Annotated in this window: 16 protein-coding genes; 7 read left to right on the plus strand and 9 right to left on the minus strand. The window is 64.9% G+C overall.

The features are described 5' to 3' along the window. Positions 1 to 51: 51 nt before the first annotated feature. The 3 genes from ACFE72_RS16990 to ggt all read right to left on the minus strand — a co-directional run bounded on the left by ACFE72_RS16990 (position 52) and on the right by ggt (position 4281). On the minus strand, positions 52 to 1362 hold the full coding sequence (locus ACFE72_RS16990; protein ID WP_375414285.1) for a serine hydrolase domain-containing protein: 1311 nt from the start codon (positions 1360 to 1362) through the stop codon (positions 52 to 54). Between the two features lie 107 nt (positions 1363 to 1469). Further along, positions 1470 to 2435, minus strand: coding sequence for an amidohydrolase family protein (locus ACFE72_RS16995; protein WP_375414286.1), 966 nt, complete (start codon positions 2433 to 2435; stop codon positions 1470 to 1472). Positions 2436 to 2574: 139 nt separating this feature from the next. Next, on the minus strand, positions 2575 to 4281 hold the full coding sequence (gene ggt / locus ACFE72_RS17000) for a gamma-glutamyltransferase (RefSeq protein WP_375414300.1): 1707 nt from the start codon (positions 4279 to 4281) through the stop codon (positions 2575 to 2577). A gap of 131 nt (positions 4282 to 4412) precedes the next feature. Here ggt and ACFE72_RS17005 point away from each other — a divergent pair, with 131 nt between their 5' ends. After that, a complete protein-coding gene (locus ACFE72_RS17005; RefSeq protein WP_375414287.1) occupies positions 4413 to 5789 on the plus strand; it encodes an MFS transporter in 1377 nt (458 codons plus the stop codon). An 8-nt stretch (positions 5790 to 5797) separates the two neighbouring features. On the opposite strand, the gene purH is transcribed toward ACFE72_RS17005, so the two are convergent. The 3 genes from purH to ACFE72_RS17020 all read right to left on the minus strand — a co-directional run bounded on the left by purH (position 5798) and on the right by ACFE72_RS17020 (position 10882). Beyond that, the gene (gene purH, locus ACFE72_RS17010) at positions 5798 to 7384 is read right to left on the minus strand and encodes a bifunctional phosphoribosylaminoimidazolecarboxamide formyltransferase/IMP cyclohydrolase (RefSeq protein ID WP_375414288.1); all 1587 of its coding nucleotides are present in this window, start codon (positions 7382 to 7384) and stop codon (positions 5798 to 5800) included. A 265-nt stretch (positions 7385 to 7649) separates the two neighbouring features. After that, positions 7650 to 9365, minus strand: a complete 1716-nt coding sequence (locus ACFE72_RS17015) for a heparinase II/III family protein (protein ID WP_375414301.1) — start codon at positions 9363 to 9365, stop codon at positions 7650 to 7652. Positions 9366 to 9538: 173 nt separating this feature from the next. Then, on the minus strand, positions 9539 to 10882 hold the full coding sequence (locus ACFE72_RS17020; RefSeq protein ID WP_375414289.1) for an RsmB/NOP family class I SAM-dependent RNA methyltransferase: 1344 nt from the start codon (positions 10880 to 10882) through the stop codon (positions 9539 to 9541). 179 nt (positions 10883 to 11061) lie between these two features. Between ACFE72_RS17020 and ACFE72_RS17025 the strand changes: the two genes are divergently transcribed. Next, on the plus strand, positions 11062 to 11271 hold the full coding sequence (locus ACFE72_RS17025; protein WP_375414290.1) for a DUF1674 domain-containing protein: 210 nt from the start codon (positions 11062 to 11064) through the stop codon (positions 11269 to 11271). Positions 11272 to 11420: 149 nt separating this feature from the next. Here ACFE72_RS17025 and ACFE72_RS17030 read toward each other — a convergent pair whose 3' ends face one another. Next, positions 11421 to 11933, minus strand: a complete 513-nt coding sequence (locus tag ACFE72_RS17030; protein WP_375414291.1) for a L,D-transpeptidase — start codon at positions 11931 to 11933, stop codon at positions 11421 to 11423. A 436-nt stretch (positions 11934 to 12369) separates the two neighbouring features. Further along, on the minus strand, positions 12370 to 14322 hold the full coding sequence (gene acs / locus ACFE72_RS17035) for an acetate--CoA ligase (protein ID WP_375414292.1): 1953 nt from the start codon (positions 14320 to 14322) through the stop codon (positions 12370 to 12372). A gap of 370 nt (positions 14323 to 14692) precedes the next feature. On the opposite strand from acs, the gene ACFE72_RS17040 reads away from it, so the two are divergent. Both ACFE72_RS17040 and ACFE72_RS17045 read left to right on the plus strand, forming a co-directional pair. Further along, the gene (locus ACFE72_RS17040; RefSeq protein WP_375414293.1) at positions 14693 to 15793 is read left to right on the plus strand and encodes a DNA topoisomerase IB; all 1101 of its coding nucleotides are present in this window, start codon (positions 14693 to 14695) and stop codon (positions 15791 to 15793) included. 56 nt (positions 15794 to 15849) lie between these two features. Further along, complete coding sequence (locus tag ACFE72_RS17045; RefSeq protein ID WP_375414294.1) at positions 15850 to 17136, plus strand: glycerate kinase; 1287 nt, start codon at positions 15850 to 15852, stop codon at positions 17134 to 17136. Positions 17137 to 17243: 107 nt separating this feature from the next. Here the strand turns inward: ACFE72_RS17045 and ACFE72_RS17050 are convergent, their stop codons facing one another. Then, a complete protein-coding gene (locus ACFE72_RS17050; protein ID WP_375414295.1) occupies positions 17244 to 17753 on the minus strand; it encodes a MarR family winged helix-turn-helix transcriptional regulator in 510 nt (169 codons plus the stop codon). 164 nt (positions 17754 to 17917) lie between these two features. Between ACFE72_RS17050 and ACFE72_RS17055 the strand changes: the two genes are divergently transcribed. The 3 genes from ACFE72_RS17055 to ACFE72_RS17065 form a co-directional block, all read left to right on the plus strand. After that, positions 17918 to 18958, plus strand: coding sequence for a branched-chain amino acid ABC transporter permease (locus tag ACFE72_RS17055; RefSeq protein ID WP_375414296.1), 1041 nt, complete (start codon positions 17918 to 17920; stop codon positions 18956 to 18958). Between the two features lie 3 nt (positions 18959 to 18961). Beyond that, entirely contained in the window at positions 18962 to 20731 is a 1770-nt protein-coding gene (locus tag ACFE72_RS17060) for an ATP-binding cassette domain-containing protein (RefSeq protein WP_375414297.1), read from the plus strand. Continuing rightward, the coding region (locus ACFE72_RS17065) for an ATP-binding cassette domain-containing protein (RefSeq protein WP_375414298.1) at positions 20728 to 20964 on the plus strand (237 nt) is incomplete at its 3' end. The genes ACFE72_RS17060 and ACFE72_RS17065, both read left to right, overlap by 4 nt.

Below are 20964 nucleotides of genomic sequence, written 5' to 3' on the forward strand. Positions count from 1 at the left end.
GGAAGCGTAATCCGCCGTTCTGGCACCATGGGCTCGGCGGAGCACGCTTCGCTAATCCGCCCTCCGGTCCTGCGTCGCCGCAATCACCTCGCTCACCAGGCGGCCGAGCCCGCTCATATCGCCGGTCGGATCGACGGAATCGCCGAGCCGGACGATAACAAGATGCTGGGCCGGCAGGATAACGATGCGCTGGCCAAGATCTCCGGACGCAAAGAACGCGTCGCGCGGGATGCCAAGCTTGACGCGGTATTCGGCGCGCGGATGCCGGCTTCGGTTGGTCCAGAAGCCGGCACCATAGTCGGTGTCGAGCGTCGCGCTGGCTGAAAGATCGACCCAGTCCTCGTGCAGAACGCGCTGGCCTCCGGCCACGCCGTCGTTCAGATAGAGCAGGCCGAAACGTGCCCAATCCCGCGCGCTCGCCAGCATGGCGGACGATCCTTGCAGGGTGCCGGTCGCATCGAACTCCAGGGTCACGGTGCGCATTCCCAGCGGATTGAACAGCTCGCGCCATGCAAATCTCAAGGTCTGCTCGGGACCGCCGACGGCATCGCGGATGATCCGCGCCAGCAGTTGCGTCGAGGGGCTGCTATAGGCCCATCGCGCTCCCGGCGTCGCGATGAGCGGGGCTTTCGCGGCGAATCCGGCCATGTCGTTGTGCAGGTAGACCATCTGGCTGGAGGGATCGAAACCCGAATTGGTTTCATCCAGTGCAAGGCCGGTGGTCATGCGCATCAAATGTTCGACCTCGATCTCACGGCGCGGGTCGGTCAAACCGCGCCATTCGGCAATCGGCGCCGGCATCGACGGCGTGACGAGACCTTGTTGGGTGAGAAGGCCGATCAAGGCGTTGACCACGGACTTGGTCATGGAAAAGCCGCGCAGCGGCGTATCGATGCCGATGCCATCGGCATATCGCTCCGCAATCACCGTGCCGTCGTGCACGACGACCACCGCCTTGGTTCTTCGAAACGGCGGCCTTGCAGGTTCTTCGAAGGCGTGATCGAGCGCGGCGCTCAACTTGGCATCGGACGGCTCGACAATAGCGTCCCCGGCAATCTCTGGCAGCAGCGGGGGATTTTTCGGCTCCTTCAACGCGGCGATGTCGCTTTTGGGAAGATAGGGTTCGGAACGCCCGTGCAGCAGGATGCAGCCCAACCCGTTATGGAATGCGGCGCGGCTGCCGAACAGGCCGGCGACCGATGCATTGACGATGTTCTGGTCCCGGTCGGTACGATAGGTCATCGCCCATTTGAGCCGGCGAAGTCCCTCACGCTCCATGGTTTCGGCAAAGACCTGTTGCGGATCGAGCCCGGAAACGAAGGTCTTGGCGCAAACATTGTGAGCCACGACACCGGTGGCCACCCGGATCGCCCGATCGGGCCTGAAACCGATAGTCAATGCTGCGAGGCCCGCAAGGATCAATGCGGACCAAACAAGCTTTCGTGCCGTCATGCGGCGTCGGCGGCTGCTCAAAATCCGTAAAGCCGGGCCGGGTTGTCGACCAGGATGGTCTTGCGGGTGGCGGCATCGGGCGCCCACACCGGCAACTGGTTGAGGAGCCGACCGTCGTCGATCTGGAACAGCGGTGTCAGGTCGGTAATCTGCTTTCCGGGCGGCGTGATCGAATCCGGATGCGGCCAGTCGGTGCCCCAGATGATGCGCTCGACATTGGCTGCGATCAGCGCCTTCGCCAGCGGCGCCGCGTCGGGGTAGTCAGGCGCCAGTTTGGATGCACGATACGCGCCGGAAATTTTCACGTGGGCCTTGCCGGATTTCACCAGTTCGAGCAGGTCCGCAAAACCCGGCTGGTCGACGCCGAGCGCGGCTTGCGCGCCGCCGAAATGATCGAACACCACCGGCACAGGCGACGACGCCACCTGTTCCTGGATCGAGGAGATGATTGGAAGCTGCGTGTAAATCTGCACGTGCCAGCCGCGTGCTTTCATGCGATCGACCGCCGTCAGGAATCGCTGCCTTGCCACATTGGGATCGTTGACGCCGCCGGTGGCGAGGTTGAGCCGGATGCCACGGACGCCGGCCTGGCCCAGGGCGTCAAGATCAGTCTCTGCGGTCTTGTCGTCGATCACCGCGACGCCGCGGGCGTTGGCGCCCCGCGCCTTCATGCCGAACAGCGTCGCCGAATTATCGGGGCCATAGATGCTCGGCGTCACGATCACCACGCGTTCCATGTGCAGCGCCTTGTGCAGCGCCGACATCTCTTCGGGCGACGCCAGTTCCGGCGTATAGACGCGGCCCGCGAACATCGGAAATTTCGCAGGATCGGGATGAATATGGGTGTGGCAATCGCAAGCGGCTGCCGGCACCTCGAAATTCACCGGCGTGGCGGGCTGCGCGGCCTTGGCGAAAGCCGTTCGTGTTTTCACGGCCAGTCCGGCCGCGACCGATGCAAGCAAGATATCGCGTCGTGTCCGCATCTTTCTCCTCCCGGTTGAATGGTTTCGTCGGCCAACCTGTTGTCCGGTTGTTTCAGATCCCGGCTGGCGCCGGCGTCTGTTCAAATCCTACGCCGATCCGTGACGGTGTCACTCGACAAATGAGGGCGCATTCCCTGCATCAATGCCCCGCCGCTTCGGCGCCGCGGGTGCGGGGGTCGGGGGCGCCCAGCAGGCCGTTTGGCGTGACCGCGATCGAGTTGGCCGAGGTCTGGCCGAGCGGCTCGACCACCCTATGCCCCATGGCTTTCAGCGTCGTCAGGGTGTCGTCGGAAAAGCCGCGCTCGGCCCGGACTTCGTCCGGAAGCCACTGGTGATGCAGCCGGGGTGCGGCGACTGCGGAAGCCACATCCATCTGGTAGTCGAGCACGTCGACGATCACCTGCAGCACCGCAGAGATGATGCGGCTTCCGCCCGGCGATCCCGTCACCAGCACCGGCTTGCCATCTTTCAGCACGATGGTCGGCGCCATCGACGACAACGGCCTTTTCCCCGCACCCGGCAGATTGGATTCGAAACCGACCAAGCCGTAGGCGTTGGAAGCGCCGGGCGTGGCCGTAAAATCATCGAGTTCGTTGTTGAGCAACACCCCGGTGCCGTCGGCCACCAGGCCCATGCCATAGCTGAAATTGAGCGTGGTGGTGTTGCTGACCGCGTTACCGCGGCCATCGACGACCGAGAAGTGCGTGGTATTGCCGCCTTCGCGCGGCGGAACCGCCGGCAGCGCTTCTGTCCACGGCGTTGCGCGGCGGGGATCGATGCCGGCGCGCTGCTTTGCGGCGTAGTGCTTTGCGATCAAGGTCGAAACCGGCGCATCCACGAAGGCGGGATCGCCGAGATAACGCGCGCGGTCGGCATAGGCGCGCTTCATCGCCTCGATCATGAGATGCAGCGAAGGCGCCGAGCCCTGCGTCATGTCGTGCATCGGAAAGCCTTCGAGGATATTCAAGGTTTCCAGCAGCACGATGCCGCCCGACGAAGGCTGCGGCATCGATACGATGTCGTAGCCGCGATAATTGCCGCGCACCGGGGTGCGAATGACGGGCATGTAGGATCCAAGGTCCTCTAGTGTCATGATGCCGCCGGCATCGCGAATGGATTTTATGAGCTTTTCCGCCACCGGGCCTTGGTAGAAGCCGCGCGGTCCCTGCTCTGCAATTGCCGACAACGTGGCTGCGAGATCGCTCTGCACCAGCGTGTCGCCTTCGCGCAGCGACGAGCCGTCGGCGCGGGAAAACAGTTTCGCCGACGATGGCCATCGCGCCAGCCGCGGGTGCCAATCCGGCAGCGTGTCGGCGCTGTCGTCGGTGATGAGCGTGCCATCGCGCGCAAGCTCGATCGCCGGCTTCAAGACGTCCGCCAGCGTCAAAATGCCCGAACCGTATCTCTCCAGCGCGAGCGCCAGTCCCGCGACCGTGCCGGGGACGCCGATGCCTGAGGCCGAATCGCGCGATTTGGCGATATCGGGCTTGCCGTCGGCGCCCAAAAAGATGTCGCGCGTGGTCGCGGCCGGCGCGGTTTCGCGATAGTCGATGGCGACGTCTTCGTTGCGATCCGCCGAGTGGATCACCATGAAGCCGCCGCCGCCGATGTTGCCGGCGCGCGGATAGGTCACCGCCAGCGCAAAGCCGGTCGCTACCGCCGCATCGACGGCATTGCCGCCCTGCCGCAGGATATCGGCGCCGATCCGCGCGCCGAGTTTTTCCTGCGCCACCACCATGCCGAATTCGGCCGGCACCGGATGAAAGGTGCCGGCAGCCGGCGGTGTGTAAAAACCGCGGCGCCCTTCCTGGGCGCCGGATGATCCGCAGCCGATGGCGGCAAACATCAGCGCCGTTACAAACGCGCGCCGGCTCGGCCCTAACGCAGTCATCTTACGCTCCGACAAAGTGCCGCGGATACCGGGCGGATGCTATAGCGTCGGCTTGTGTTGGCAAACGATTCGGCGAGAATGCGAGCATGGCGGCCCCCGAACGCATTGCTGGTATGCACCAGACCTATCCGCCGCGCTCCGCCGTGATCGGCTGGATCCTGTTCGACTGGGCGGCACAGCCCTACTTCACGCTGATCACCACCTTCGTGTTCGCGCCGTATTTCGCCACGCATGTCGCAGCAAATCCCGCCAGCGGGCAATCGTTGTGGGGTTTTGCCACCGCGGCGGCAGGGCTGGTGATTGCGCTGTTGTCGCCGGTGCTCGGCGCCATTGCCGATGCCAGCGGCCGCCGCAAGCCGTGGATTGCCGCGTTCGGCGTGCTGCTGGTGATCGGCTCCGCCTCGATGTGGATCGGCAGGCCCGGCGATCCAAGCGTGATCCCGCCGCTGTTGATCGCGTATGGGATCGCGACCATCGGCGTCGAATTCGCCACCGTATTCAACAACGCCATGATGCCGTCGCTGGTGCCGCCGGACCGGATCGGGCGATTGTCAGGCACCGGGTGGGCCACCGGTTACGTCGGCGGTATTTTGAGTCTGATCCTGGTGCTGGGGTTTCTCGCCGCCAATCCGGAAACCCAGCGCACCCTGTTCGGCTTCATGCCGCTGTTCGGGCTCGATCCCGTCAGCCATCAGGGCGACCGCATCACCGGCCCGCTGACCGGCGTGTGGTTCATCGTCTTCGTGCTGCCGATGTTCCTGCTGACGCCGGATTATCCTGCCAGGCATCGGGTGCGCGAGGCGGTGCGTGTAGGTTTGACCGACCTGCGCTGGACGCTCGGAGAATTACTGACGCAGAAGTCAATGGCGGCGTTCCTGCTCGCCAACATGATCTACACCGACGGACTGGTATCGCTGTTTGCGTTCGGCGGCATCTATGCGGCGGGCACCTTCGGCTGGAACACGATTCAGATCGGCAGCTTCGGCATCCTGCTGGCGATCGCCGGCGCGTTCGGCGCCTGGATGGGCGGCAAGCTTGACGACCGGCTGGGGCCGAAGCGCGTGATATCAGGCAGCCTGATTATCCTGCTGCTGTCGGTGATCTGGATCCTGACGGTCGACCGCGATCATGTTCTGCTGTTCGAGGTCGCGCCGCCCGTGCCGGGGGGCGGCTTGTTCGCGGCAGCAGCCGAAAAAGCCTATCTTTTGCTCGGATGCCTGATCGGCATGGCCGGCGGCCCGCTGCAGGCAGCCTCCCGCACGCTGCTCATTCGGATGGCGCCGCAGGACCGCATCGCGCAGTATTTCGGGCTGTTCGCGCTGACCGGAAAAGTCACGTCGTTCGTGGGGCCGCTTCTGATCGGTATCGTCACCGCGGTGACCGCGAGCCAGAAGGCGGGCATGGCGGTGCTGGTGGTTTTTTTCCTCGCTGGGCTGATGCTGCTTCGAAGGGTAAGGGAGTAACCGCCGATTCAATGCCTGAAATGCCGCATGCCGGTGAATACCATGGCGATGCCGTGCTCATCGGCGGCCTTGATGATGTCGCCGTCGCGGATCGAGCCGCCGGGCTGGATCACCGCGGTAGCGCCGGCCTCGATCGCCACCAGCAATCCGTCGGCAAAGGGAAAGAACGCGTCGGACGCCACCACCGAGCCCACGGTCATCGCCCGCGCCAGCTTCAATTCAGCCGCGGCATCCTGCGCCTTGCGCGCGGCGATGCGCGCCGAATCCACCCGGCTCATCTGCCCCGCGCCGATGCCGACGGTGGCAAGATCCTTGGCATAGACGATGGTGTTCGACTTGACGTGCTTGGCGACGCGAAACGCGAATTTGAGATCGCGCAATTCCGCATCCGACGGCGCGCGTCTGGTAACGGTCGTCAGGGTCATGTCGTCGACCACGGCGTTGTCGCGGCTTTGCACCAGCAGGCCGCCGGCGACGGTTTTTGCGGTCAGGCCCGCCGTGCGCGGATCGGGCAGACCGCCCGCCAGCAACAGCCGCAGATTTTTCTTTCCCGATACGATGGCGATGGCCTCGTCGGTGGCGCCAGGCGCGATGATCACTTCGGTGAACATTTCGATGATCGCGCGCGCGGCTTCCGCATCGAGCGTACGATTGAGCGCAATGATCCCGCCGGAGGCGGAGGTCGTATCGCAAGCCAGCGCCCTGCGGTACGCGCTGACCAGGTCATCGCCTTCGGCGACCCCGCAGGGATTGGCGTGCTTGACGATGACGCAGGCTGCGGTACGCGCGGCGTCGAACTCGGCGATGCATTCGTAGGCCGCGTCGGTGTCGTTGATGTTGTTGTAGGACAACTCCTTGCCCTGCAACTGCCGCGCCGTCGTCACCCCCGGCCGGCGCTCCGGCGTGCGGTAGAACGCCGCCGTCTGGTGCGGGTTCTCGCCATAGCGCAGCGGCTGGATCAGCCGGCCGCCCAGGCTGCGGAAATCCGGCGCGCCGATCTTCAACTGCGCCGCGAACCAGTTCGAGATCGCGGCGTCATAGGCCGCCGTTCGCGCATAGGCTTTTGCGGCGAGGCGGCGGCGCAGCGGCGGCGTGGTCGCCCCCCGGTTGGCGGCGAGTTCGTCGAGCACGGCCCGGTAATCTTCGGGCTCGACGACGACGGCGACATCGTCGTGGTTCTTTGCGGCGGCGCGGATCATCGCCGGCCCGCCGATATCGATATTTTCGATGCACTCCTCGAAACCGGCGCCCTTGTCGACGGTCGCCTCGAACGGATAGAGATTGACCACGAGCAGGTCGATCGGCGCGATGCCATGGTCCTTCATCGCTTGCGCGTGCTCGGCGTTGTCGCGGATCGCCAACAACCCGCCGTGCACCTTCGGATGCAGCGTCTTGACCCGGCCGTCCATCATCTCCGGAAAGCCGGTCAAGTCGGACACGTCGGTGACCTTCAATCCGGCGGCTGCAATCGCTCTGGCGGTGCCGCCGGTAGAGACGAGATCGATGCCGTACCCCGCCAATGCCCGGGCGAATTCGATCAGGCCCGACTTGTCGGAAACGGACAGCAAGGCGCGGGTCACGCGGTGGTCGGTCATGCGTTCGGTCCTGCAGAACAAGCCCGCCGCGTAGCATGATTTTGTGCCGCATGAAACCAGGGGGAAAGCATGCGAAGCTCTTTCCCCCGTCATTGCCGGGCTTGACCCGGCAATCAATCGCCTTCGCAAAGCCTCTTGCGGAGATGGATGGATACGCGGGTCAAGCCCGCGTATGAGGAGAATGTGTGAATCCAGTCGGTTCAAGGCCGGCATGATGGAGAAATGGACCGCTTCGTTGCTGGGCTTCTCGCAATGACGGCATTCCCTACAACGGCAATTCCGGTTCGCGGCGGGCGTTGCGCTTGGCGGTCGTTGCCGAGGCCGACGTGGTCGAGCGCACAAAACTCCAGCGGATGCTGGAGGCGTGCCGCGAGTCCTGCCGGATCACGATCTGGGCGGTGCGGCGAGGCCCGTCGTTTCCGGCGAGGAATACGCTGTCTTCCAGTTCGACCTTGTCATCGAGCGCCTCGAACGTCCAGACGTCGCGGTTAGGCAACACCAGCATCACGCCGCGGGCGTCGCTAAGCCGACTCGCCTTTACGGAGGGATGCAGATGAAATCGCAGCGCGTAATCGGTGTCGTTGCCCTTGATCCGCGCCCCCGGCGGCGGCGCCAGGGTATCCTCGCCGTCGAGCCGCGTGCCGTCATGCGCCGCCATCAGCACGCGCTGATGAATCACGCCGAACTTTGCGAGATAGCCGTCATGCGACATCGTCAGCAGCATGCCGTTGGCCACCGCCTCGCGATAGCTTTCGACATTGGCCGGGCCGCTGACGACGGGAGAGCCCTGCAGCAGCCGCTTCATCGCCGACAATTCGACGAACTGGCACGATGACGTACCGTGATAGGTCAGTGTGGAATGCGCCGGCGTGCTGCGCGCGAAGGCGCGCCAGTTGTCGCGGCTGGTGGCGGGCATGCCGCAATTGATCACGATCCGGCTGGGCCCCGACGACAGCTCGAACGACAGGCAGCCGGCATGGGCGTCGTGGCTGACATTGGGTGGCGGCGGTGGACCGGTGTCGATGATCACCGTCATCGCGCCGGCATCAAGCCGCTGATAGCCGGTGTGCGGCATGTGCATCATCGGCGCGCCGTGGGTGTCGTCGTAGGCGAGCAGCGTCGCCAGCAGGTCGGACGGCGTGCCGCTCATGCCGTTGAACAATGCGAAGGTGCCGTCGCCGTGGCGGAAGAAGCGCAGCATCGGCATCATGCGGTCGATCGCATTCAGCAGTGCGGGCGGCGGCGCGATGTTTCTTGCGGCGAAGGTCTGCCGCAGCGGCAACAGGTCGATCAGCAACTCGATCAGGGCACCGGGATTGCGCGAGACATGACCGCCATCGGGAAGGATCTGTCGCTGCAATTCATCAGAGAGCTTTCGCGTCGCGATCCGGATGTGGCGCGCCTGGTTGGCGAGGCAGAGCGAGGCGTAGCACAGCGCGATCAAGACCTGCAGCCGCGGCACGCCGTCGGGAATATCCAGCATGGTATAGCGCAGATAGCGGATTTCTCGGGTCAGGCCGCGCAAATAGCGGCGATAGAATTTGCCGTCGGTATCGCCGAGCACCAGTGGCGCCTGCGACAGCAGCGAGATCACCCGGCGCGCGAGGACGTCGGCCCGGCGGCCGATCCGACGCTTGCGATTGGGGTTGGAAATCCAGTCGTCGACCAGCGCGCGCGCGTTGGCGCGGGTGATCGCGGTGTCGGCGGCGCGCAGATGGCGGAGCCAGCCGAAGCCGAGCAGCGCCACTTCCCAGTCTTCCGATGGCGGCTCGAGATCGAATATGGATCGTGCGTGGCATGTGACGATCTTGCCGGCGAACACGAAGCGGCCGGCGTAGACTTCAGCGGCGCGGGTGGCGTCGGCGGTGCGCAGGTCGTGCGGCGCGATGATCAGGCGGTCGGTGCGGCCCGGCCACAGCCGCGACAGCGCCACCGAGCCGCCGCTGGCGCGCGCTATCGCGGTCCGCGCGAAGCGGCCCATGATCAGCGTCGAAATACGTCTGCGTTGAGCGACCGACACGCGCGCCTTGGGAATGAGGATTCGCTTCCGAATCCTTTTAACTTGCGGAGGATTCTCTGCGAATCCTTTTAATCCGGAAACGCGGCCGGGACACCCCCCGCGAATGGACCGAATCTGTAATTGACCCGTAAATATCAGGATTTAACGAGCCGCGCCGCATAGAAGCCGTCGAGCCCGCTCAGGCGCGGGTCGGCATGCGGCAGGTGGCAGGGCAGGGTGCGCAGGTCGCCCTCGGGGTTTATGACTTCCGCCAGTCCAGCCACCTCGCCGGCTGCGATGGGCGCGCGGCGCAGGCCCGATTCGGCCGATAGCAGGGCCGCAATGGCCTGTTCCCCCTCTTCCGGCTCCAGCGAACAGGTGCAATAAACCAGGGTGCCGCCGGGTTTCAGCCGCGCGACGGCTTGTTGCAGCAGGCGTTGTTGCAGCGGCATCAGCGCGCCGATATCGAGTTCCTGACGCAGCCAGGCCACGTCGGGATGGCGCCGGATGGTGCCGGTGGAGGCGCAGGGCGCATCAACCAGCACGCCGTCGAATTGATCCTGGCTTTGCCACTCGGTGGCGTCGGCCACCACGGTGGTTGCCTCCAGTCCCAGCCGCGAAAGATTGTCGCGCAGCCGCGCCACGCGATTCGGCGAGCGGTCGATCGCGGTGACCCTTGCGCCGGCCTGTACCAACTGCGCCGTCTTGCCCCCCGGCGCCGCGCAGAAATCCGCGATGGATTTTCCAGCGACGTCGCCGAACAAGCGCACCGGTAAGGCCGCGGCAGCGTCCTGCACCCACCATTGCCCTTCGGCAAAGCCCGGCAGCATCGTCACCGGCCCCTGCAGCAGCGTGCGCACGGTCCCGGTCGGCAATTCTTCGCCATGCAGCCGCGTCGCCCACTGCGCGGCGTCGGATTTTACCGTCAGATCGAGCGACGGCTCATGGCTGAGGGCGACGGCAATTTCCTTCGCGGCGGCTTCGCCGTAATGCGCGGTCCAGCGCGCCATCAGCCACGGCGGCAGATCCAGGGACTGTGCGGCGACCTCGTCGATCAGCGGCTGGCCCTCGCGTGCGCAACGGCGCAGCACCGCGTTGACGAGGCCAGCATATTTCGCGGCGCGGCGGTCCGACTGCACCAGCCGCACCGAGAGGTCGACCGCGGCGTGATCCGGCACGTCCATCCAGAGAATTTGCGCGGCGCCGATCAGCAAAGCGCTCTGCGCGCGCGGCGCGTCGGTGGGAACGCCGCGGTCGAGCAGCCGCGACAGCACATGGCCCAGTGTTCCCAGCCGCCGCAGGATGGTCGCCACCAGCCGCCGCATCAAGGCGCGGTCGCGGTCGGAGAGCGTCTTCAGTCCGGGATGGGCGCCGGCGCCCTCAAGCTGATCGTCGAGCGTGCGGCGCTTGTGCAATACGCCGTCCAGAATATCCGCCGCGATCCGCCGCGCCGCGAGGCCGGGCACCTCGGTGGGCGGTGCGAATCTAACGGGAGGCATAAGGTGCTGATCGCTTTCCAAGCATCGGCAATTCGGCGCATGCCGTCGATGAGTAAAACACCTGTGGCATGCGAATATGCCAAATGTAAGAATCGCCCTGGCAATTTAATGGCAGGAGGCTCATCTATCCCGAAGGGTAGGTTTGAGGGCCGACCCGATCGCGAAATTGGAAACCTGCGATGCCGGACGATACTTCGGGGCCAGCAGCGCCACCGCCGCGCAGGCCATTATCGCCCGCGGCGCAACGCGCGCTTGCCGAAGCCGAAGCGCGCCGCGCCGCCGCCCAGGCAGCGGCTCAGCCGGCGGCCAAGGAATTTCAGGGCCCCAAGGGGCCCGAACCCACGCGCTACGGGGATTGGGAGAACAAAGGGATTGCGTCGGATTTTTAGGCCCGGCGTTCCGGGGCGCGCCGCTCGACGCAAAGTCCGGAATCCGGAGCAACGCACGGGCTGGATTCCGGTGCGCGTCGCCTCCATTCTGGAATGACGGCGCAAAGCCGCTCGGCAGTGCGGCTTGCAGCGTCAAATCCCGGCATGGTTCAGCGCGTCACCACCACCGTGGTGCCCACCGAAACCCGCTGGTAGAGGTCGCTGATATCCGCGTTCAGCATGCGGATGCAGCCGTAGGAAACGAAACCGCCGACCGAGCCGGGCATGTTGGTGCCGTGGATCGCGTATTCGCCGCCGGACAGCGTCATCGCCGCGACGCCCATCGGGTTGCGCGGCGACCCGCCGGGGATCACGCTGGGCATTGACGGCTTGTCGCGTTTGACTTCGGCGGGCGGCGACCAGGCCGGGTTGGTGTATTTGCCGTCGATGCGGGTGGTGCCCGCCCATTGCTTGCCAGCCTTGCCGACGCCGACCGGATAACGCACCGCGCGGCCCTGATCGACGATCAGATAAAGTCGGCGCTCGTTGGTCTTCACCACGATGGTCCCCGGCGAATAGTCGCCGCGAAAACCCACGACGTCCGGCCGCGCCTGCGCCGGTTCGGCCGTCACCAGGCCGGTCGCAACCGTGGCTGCCAGCACCACCGCAATTCTCCACGACATCCGTCTCTCCAGTTTTTCGTGACCGCCGAGTCAGAGCGGCCGAATCCAAGCAGATCGCAAAACCGACGCCTGATCCGCTCCCGCATTTTAGCCGCGGGCGCTAACCGACAGGTTTCCGCCCGCGCCGGGGGAGCCGCCCAGGCACGTCCACAAAAGAAAATGTTGCAAACAAAGTAAATGACTTGAAAACAACACTTGCCGGGAAACCAACCGCGGCAAGCCCTCGCCCCTGACGATTCTGTGAATGCGGTGAGATGACCGTTGTCGCGGACGCGGCGGTCCGTCATGCCGCTCTTGGCTTGGCGACGATCACAAGGACGGCGCTTTGTACGCTCGGCACCGAAGCCCTGCATCGCGCCGGGGGCGCGGTGCCAGCGTCCGGCGCTACGCGTCAGCTTTTCTTCATGCAGCGTCCGGTGTGATCGAGTTGCCGTGGCTAAGCTCCTGTCCCCTTCTTGTTTTGCCGGTTGTTGACGAGGTCATCCACCACCGCGGGATCGGACAGCGTCGAGGTGTCGCCGAGACTGCCCGGCTCGTCCTCGGCGATCTTGCGAAGGATGCGGCGCATGATCTTGCCGGAGCGGGTCTTGGGCAGGCCCGGCGCGAACTGGATCAGGTCGGGCGAGGCGATCGGGCCGATGTCTTTGCGCACCCACGCCACCAATTCCTTGCGCAAGCTGTCGGTCGGCTCGACGCCGCTCATCAGCGTCACATAGGCGTAGATGCCCTGGCCCTTGATGTCATGCGGATAACCGACCACGGCGGCCTCCGACACCGCCGGATTGGCGACCAGCGAACTCTCGACTTCCGCGGTGCCCATGCGGTGGCCGGAGACGTTGATCACGTCGTCGACGCGCCCGGTGATCCAGTAGTAGCCGTCGGCGTCGCGGCGGCAGCCGTCCCCGGTGAAATACTTTCCCTTATAGGTCGAGAAATAGGTCTGCTCGAAGCGCGCGTGATCGCCATAGACCGTGCGCATCTGGCCCGGCCATGATCTGACGATGCAGAGATTGCCCTGGGTTTCGCCTTCCAGCGCATTGCCGTCGGCATCGACGATCTCGGGCACCACTCCAAAGAAGGGCAGCGTCGCCGAACCCGGCTTGAGCCTGGTGGCGCCGGGCAGCGGCGTGATCAGGATGCCGCCGGTTTCGGTCTGCCACCAGGTGTCGACGATCGGGCAGCGCTCGTCGCCGATCACGCGGTGATACCATTCCCACGCTTCCGGATTGATCGGCTCGCCGACCGAGCCCAGCAGCCGCAGGCTCTTGCGCGAGGTCCGTTTGACCGGTTCGTCGCCGCCCTGCATCAGCGCCCGGATCGCGGTCGGGGCGGTGTAGAAGATGTTGACCTTGTGCTTGTCAACCACGTTCCAGAACCGCGAATTGTCCGGATAATTCGGCACGCCTTCGAACATCAGCGTGGTCGCGCCGTTCGCCAGCGGCCCGTAGAGAATGTAGCTGTGGCCGGTGACCCAGCCGACGTCGGCGGTGCACCAATAGATGTCGCCGTCATGGTAGTCGAACACGTAGTGATGTGTCATCGACGCGAACAGCAGATAGCCGGCCGAGGTGTGCAGCACGCCCTTGGGCTGGCCGGTCGAACCTGACGTATAGAGGATGAACAGCGGATCTTCGGCGTTCATCGGCTCGCACGGGCATTCCGCCGTCACCATTTCCGCGGCTTCATGATACCAGAGGTCGCGCGTCGGACTCATGTCGACGGCGCCGCCGGTCCGCTTGACCACGACCACCCAGTCGACGCCGCCGCACTTGGCAAGTGCCGCATCGACATTGGCCTTCAACGGCACCTTCCTGCCGCCGCGCAGGCCCTCATCCGCGGTAATGACGACCTTGGAGTCGCAGCCGGTGATGCGCTGGGCAAGGCTGTCCGGCGAGAACCCGCCGAACACCACCGAATGAATGGCGCCGATCCGCGCGCAGGCCAGCATTGCGTAGGCGGCTTCCGGTATCATCGGCAGGTAGATAGTGACACGGTCGCCTTTTTTGACGTTGCGCGTGCGCAGTATATTGGCGAACTTGCAGACCTCGTCATGCAATTGACGATAGGTGATGTGCCTGGACTCCGAAGGGTCATCGCCCTCCCAGATGATCGCGGTCTGGTCGCCGCGCTTGTCAAGATGGCGGTCGATGCAATTCCAGGCGACGTTGAGGACGCCGTCCTCGAACCATTTGATCGAAAGCTTTCCGGGAGCGAAGGATGAGTTCTCGACCTTGCTGAACGGCTTGATCCAGTCGAGGCGTTGCGCCTGCTCGCCCCAGAACCCGTCGGGGTCATTGACCGAGCGTGCATACATGTCGCGGTATTTGGCGTCGTCCACCCAGGCCCGGCCGGCCCATTCCGCGGATACGTCGTAAATCTTCTCGGACATCTCATCCTCCACCCTGTGCGGCCGGTGTACGTCTCGCCACAAGCCGTCTTCGTTGTTGGAACGATTATGCGTTGGCCTGCCCGGCGCCGACAATAGGAGCTTTGGTCGGCGCCTTGTCATTCGGGCGAGCGCCGCCGCGGCCCTAAGCGCCGACGCCACGATCACGATCGCGTTCGGTTGATCCAAAATCCTGCACTGGCGGCGCATTCACCTAATAGGCGGTAACCGGTAACCGTAATTTACCGCTGGCAGGGCTGGTGCTCCCTGTTATTACCCCCTAAATGGCGCGGTCGAGGCTGGCGGGTCGCCGGAACTAAAGATCAGCGATCGGCATTAGCGAATACAGGGTCGAGTTGAGGCGTTTAAAGTCATGATGGATCAGCAGAATTTCGAAGCGCCCGGACCGTGTGCGGAAGCTCCGGCGCCGGTTGCGATGGCAGACGCGGCGACGACGGTGGAATCGTTGGCCCAGGAACTCGGCCTCAAGCTCGGTGACCAGAACGAATTGACCATTCGGCGCATCAGGCGCGGCAAGCATTATTCATTCGTTCGCGCCAACGGAACGCCGATCCGCCATGTCGGAACCATCAAGCGGCTCCATTCCATGGCGGTACCGCCCGCCTATGAGGAGGTCCGCTATTCCCCCGATCCGACATCGCATCTGCAGGCCGTCGGCCGCGATGCCGCGGGCCGGCTGCAGTATCGCTATCACGCCGATTGGGAAAAAGTGCGCGAACAGCGCAAGGCGCATCGCCTGGCGCGGCTCGTCGCGGCCTTGCCGAAAATCCGGCGCAACGTCTCGGCGCATCTGTCCGGCGATCAGCCTACCCGTGAATTCGCACTTTCGGCCGTGATCGAACTGATCGCGCGCACCGCGATCCGTCCGGGCAGCGAATCCTACGCGCGGCTCAGCGGCACCCGGGGCGCAAGCACGCTGCTGAAGTCGAACGTTGCGATCGAGGACGACTGCATCGTGCTGACCTTCAAGGCCAAGGGTGGCAAGGCCGTGCGCAAGGAATGCGATGCGTCCAAGCTGGTGCGCGCCCTTGCCATTCTGCGCCAACTGCCGGGCAAGCGAATGTTCCAGTACAAGGACAATGCCGGCAGCATACGCGTGGTCAACGCCACCCAGGTCAACGAATTCCTGCGCGAGATCGCCGGCATCAAAATATCGCTGAAGGATTTCCGCACCCTGATGGCCTCGGCCGTGGTGCTGGAATCGCTGTCGCGGATCTCGCCGGCCGCGAGCGCCCGGGGCCGCAAGAAGCAGGTGCTGGAAGCGGTGCGCTCGGCCGCGGACGAGCTGTCGAACACGCCGGCAATCTGCCGCAAGAGTTATGTGCACGACACTATCGTCACCGCGTTCGAGGAAGGAATTCTCGAGCGGTTCGCGGCAACCATGAAGGGCTACCGCTCGCAGTCCAAGCGCGAGCAGTTGCTGGCGCAGGTGGTCGCGACCGCGGCGGCGTAACGTCGCTTCGTCGTGCGCCTTGCGATCGCTCCCCGGGATCGTCATAACATCACGGCATGACCGACCGACGCCCTCTTCTGCGCGCGATGTATGATGCCGCCGTGGCTGCGGCGCATCCCGACGTGGTGCTCGCTTCGCATTTGCGCCCCGTACCTCGGGGAAAGGTGATCTGTCTCGCTGCGGGCAAGGGCGCGGCTGCGATGGCGGCGGCCGTGGAACGGCACTACCTCGACGCGTTCGAAATGGAGCCGTCGCGACTCACCGGCATCGCCACCACGCGGCACGGCCACGGCGTGCCGACGCGGCGTATCAAAGTGATCGAGGCCGGCCATCCGGTGCCCGACGAGGCGGGCCTCAAGGGCGCCGACGACAGTTTGAAACTGGCCGCGCAGGCAACTGCAGACGATCTGTTGCTGGTGCTGCTGTCCGGCGGCGGCTCCGCCAACTGGATTGCGCCGGTCGAGGGCATCGGCTTTGCGCAGAAGCAGCAGGTGACCCGCGCCTTGCTGCGCTCCGGCGCGCCGATCGGCGAGATCAACACCGTCCGCAAGCATCTGTCGCGGATCAAGGGCGGCCGCCTTGCCCGCGCCGGTCAGCGCGCGGAAATCGTGACGCTGGCGATTTCAGACGTGCCGCGCGACGATCCCTCCGCAATCGCCTCGGGGCCGACGGTGCCGGATCCGACCACGCTCGCGGACGCCCGTGCGCTGGTCGCCAAGTACGATCTCAAGCTCGACAACGCGATCAGCCGGGCGTTGAACGATCCGGCCAATGAAAGCTGCAAGGACGGCGATGCCGCCTTCGCGCATGCGCATTTCGAACTGATCGCGCGGCCGCGAAATTCGCTCGATGCCGCGATACAACTGGCGAAGGACGCCGGCTACGAGATCGTCGATCTCGGGGCCGATCTCGAAGGCGAAGCGCGCAGCGTCGCCGCCGAGCACGCGAAGCTTGCATTGCAGGCCCGCGCGCAGGGTAAACAGCTCGCGATCCTGTCCGGCGGCGAACTCACGGTGACCGTGCGCGGCAATGGCCGCGGCGGTCCCAACCAGGAATATGCGCTGGCGCTCGCCGGCCTGCTCAACGATGTGAGCGGCATTTCGGCGTTGGCGGGAGATACCGACGGTGCCGATGGCGGAGCAGGAAGTGCGGCCGATCCGGCTGGCGCGATGATCAATCGACAGACGTTCGCGAAAATGAAGTCGCTCGGCCTCGATGCCCGGAGCTATCTCGACGCCAACGACGCCACGACGTTCTTCGAGGCGACCGGCGACCTGCTGATGACCGGCCCGACGCTCACCAACGTCAATGACGTCAGGGTGATTCTGGTGGACCCGGTGTAAGGCATCGCGTCCCGGACGCAGTACAGCGCTAGCTTTTGCGAAGCGGCGCGCTGCTGAGCCGGGGCCCGTTTGCCGGCGACTCGAGGAAACCGGATCCCGGCGGACGCCTAAAACTCCGCCGCGATCTTGGCCAGCATGGTCAGCAGCGCGGCGCGGTTGGACGGTCCCAGCAATTCGTTGAGGCGCGCTTCGTGCTTGGAGGCGACGAGCTTCTTGGCGCGGGCCAGCACCGCGCGGCCTTTGTCGGTCAGCATCAGGATGTGCGAGCGGCGGTCGTTGGTCGAACGCATCCGGACGCATAATTCGCGGCTCTCGAGGCCGTCGAGCATGGCAACGAAATTCGGACGCAGGATACCCAGCGTATTTGCGATCTCGGTCTGGTTGCGGCCGGGGTTGTTGTCGAGCAGCAGCAGCACCGAGAACTGGGCCGGCGTCAGTTGCAGCGGCGCCACGCAGCGCAGAAAGTCCTCGAATACCTTGAGCTGCGCGCGCTTGAGCGAATAGCCGAACAGTTCGGACAGTTCGCCCATCTGCAGGGCATCGCCGGCCACGCCATCCACCGTCTCCTTGCGGAGGGCCTTGGCACCATCGGTCGCGGCAGTCTTGGAAACAGTCATCGCTCGATGCTCGCAATCCCGGTAGGTTGAAACATCCCGGTCAGGCCGGCGCCGGGCCTTGAGATTATATTTGATAATTGTTATGCGCTATATCAAATAAGGGCGGCGTCGATCAACTGCCGTTATCGAACGGTTTCGGGCCGGGACGCGTTAAGGGGGAGCGCTTGAACACGACGATCTTGCTGTTCCTGCTGCAGGACGGCGTCACCAACGGCGCGATCTATGCGCTGCTCGGGCTGGCGCTGGTGCTGGTATTCGCGGTCACTCGGGTGATCCTGATTCCGCAGGGCGAGTTCGTCACCTATGGCGCGCTGACCTACGCGACGTTGTCGGCCGGCAACGTGCCGGGCACCGCGAAGCTCGCGGTTGCCATGGGTGTGGTGGCGTTCGCGCTCGATCTTTTCATGGCGCGCAAATCGTTGCACCGGCGCCGCGTGCTTCGCGCGCTGGCGCTCAACATCATTTTGCCCGTCGTCATTCTCGCCTTGACGGGTTGGCTCGCCGGCCGCCAAACCCCGATCGCCGTCAACATCGCGCTGTCACTGCTGATTGTAGCTGCGATCGGACTGTTTCTCTATCGCATCGCATTCCAGCCGATTGCGCACACCTCGGTGCTGGTGCTGCTGATCGCTTCGGTCGGCTGCCACCTCGCGCTGCAGGGAATGGGCCTGGTGTTTTTCGGCGCCGAAGGCCAGCGCGGCCCGACCATTTCCGATATCGCGTTCACGGTCGGGCAACTGCGCTTTACCGGCCAGAACATCGCCGTCTACGCCATTACGGTTACCTTCATCGTCGGACTGTGGCTGTTTTTCGGCTACACCATCTACGGCAAGGCGCTGCGCGCCACCGCGGTCAATCGGCTGGGCGCGCGCCTGGTCGGCATCCGGACCTCGCTGTCCGGGCAACTCGCGTTCCTGCTCGCCTCGGTGATCGGCGCGATTTCCGGAATCCTGATCGTGCCGATCACCACGCTGTATTACGACACCGGATTCCTGATCGGCCTGAAAGGGTTCATCGCCGCCATCATCGGCGGCCTCGTCAGCTATCCGCTCACCGCCGTCGCGGCGCTGGTGGTGGGTGCGGTCGAAGCATTCTCCTCGTTCTATGCAAGCAATTACAAGGAGGTCATCGTTTTCACCCTGATCCTTCCCGTGCTCGTGCTGCGCTCGCTGGCGGCGCCCGCGGTCGAAGAGGAAAAGGACTGAGCGATGACACGGCGTCTCCCGGTCCTGGTGTTTGCGCTGGCGATGGCGGCGATTCCGTTCATTCCCGGGATGCCGCCATTCTGGATGGTCTTGCTGGACAACATCGGTCTTGCCGCGCTGGTGGCGATGGGGCTCGTTCTGCTCACCGGCGTCGGCGGCCTCACCTCGTTCGGGCAGGCGGCGTTTTGCGGTTTCGGCGCCTACACCACGGCGGTGCTGACCACCGCTTATGGCCTGTCGCCATGGCTGACGCTGCCGCTGGCGCTGCTGGTGAGCGGCGCCGCTGCCGTGCTGCTCGGCCTCGTCACCGTGCGGTTGTCCGGACACTATCTGCCGCTCGGCACCATCGCCTGGGGCATCGCGCTGTTCTATCTGTTCAGCAAGCTGGAGCTGTTGGGCCGCAACGACGGCATCTCGGCAATTCCGCCGCTGGCGATCGGGCCGCTGAAGATGCTCGATCCCGGCACGATCTATTTTGCGATCTGGGTCGCCGTCATCCTCTGCGCGGTCCTCACCATGAACCTTCTCGACTCGCGGACCGGCCGCGCCATCCGCGCGCTGCGGCGCGGCCACGTCGCCGCCGAAGCGTTCGGGGTGCAGACGGCGCGCGCAAAGCTGCTGGTCTTTATTTATGCCGCGATGCTGGCGGGCCTGTCGGGCTGGCTTTATGCGCATTTCCAGCGCGCCGCCAATCCGACTCCGTTCGGCCCGCAGGCCGGCATTGAATATCTGTTCATCGCCGTGGTCGGCGGCGCCGGCTATGTCTGGGGCGGCGTGCTCGGCGCCGCCATCGTGGTGGTTCTGAAGGAAATATTGCAAAGCTACCTGCCGCTGGTTTTCGGCGGCCAGGGCCAGCTCGAAATCATCGTGTTCGGCATTCTGCTGGTGGTGCTGCTGCAACTGGCGCCGGCCGGGGTGTGGCCCTGGCTGATGTCGCTGCTGCCGTTCGACACCGACCGCAAACGGCCGGACACGTCGATCGCGCCGCTGGCGGCCGCGCGGCCAAACCTGAAATCCGGCGCGCTACTGAGAATCGACAGCGCGCGAAAGCAGTTCGGCGGCGTCGTTGCGGTAAACAATGTCAGCTTTGACGTGCAGGCGCGAGAAATCGTCGCATTGATCGGGCCGAATGGCGCCGGCAAGAGCACGACCTTCAACCTGATCACCGGCGTGCTGACCTCATCCGGGGGCAGCATCGCGCTGCTCGGCAACACCATCGACAACGCGCCGCCGCAGGAAGTGGTAAAACTCGGCGTTGCCCGCACCTTCCAGCACGTGAAACTGGTGCCCGATATGACCGTGCTGGAAAACGTCGCGATCGGCGCGCATCTGCGCGGCCATGCCGGCGCTGTCTCCAGCATGCTGCGGCTCGACCGCGCCGACGAAGCCGGGATACTCGCGGAAGCGGCACGGCAGATCGGGCGCGTCGGCTTGAGCGACCAGATCAACCAGCTGGCCGGCTCGCTGTCGCTGGGCCAGCAGCGCATCGTCGAGATCGCGCGCGCGCTGTGCGTCGATCCGATCCTGCTGCTGCTCGACGAGCCGGCCGCGGGACTGCGGCATATGGAAAAGCAGCGGCTCGCCGCATTGCTGCGGCAGTTGCGCGACGGCGGCATGTCGGTGCTGCTGGTGGAGCACGACATGGGTTTCGTGATGGATCTGGCCGATCGCATCGTGGTGCTGGATTTCGGCACCAAGATCGCGGAAGGAACGCCGGACGCGATCAAGCGCAATCCCGAGGTCATCAAGGCCTATCTCGGAGCCGCGTCATGACGCCGCTGCTGTCGGTTTCGGATGCCTACGTCGCCTACGGCAAGGTCGAGGCCGTGCGCGCGGTGTCGCTCGACGTGCGCGACAACGAGATCGTCACCATCATCGGCGCCAACGGCGCCGGCAAGACCACGCTGCTCAATGCCGTCATGGGCATTTTGCCGCTGCAGGGAGCCGCCGCCTTCGCCGGCGAAGACATATTGCGGGTGGAGATCGAGGATCGTGTCGCTGCGGGA

The sequence above is a fragment of the uncultured Bradyrhizobium sp. genome (assembly GCF_964252615.1).
In the GTDB taxonomy this organism is placed as follows: Bacteria; Pseudomonadota; Alphaproteobacteria; order Rhizobiales; family Xanthobacteraceae; genus Bradyrhizobium.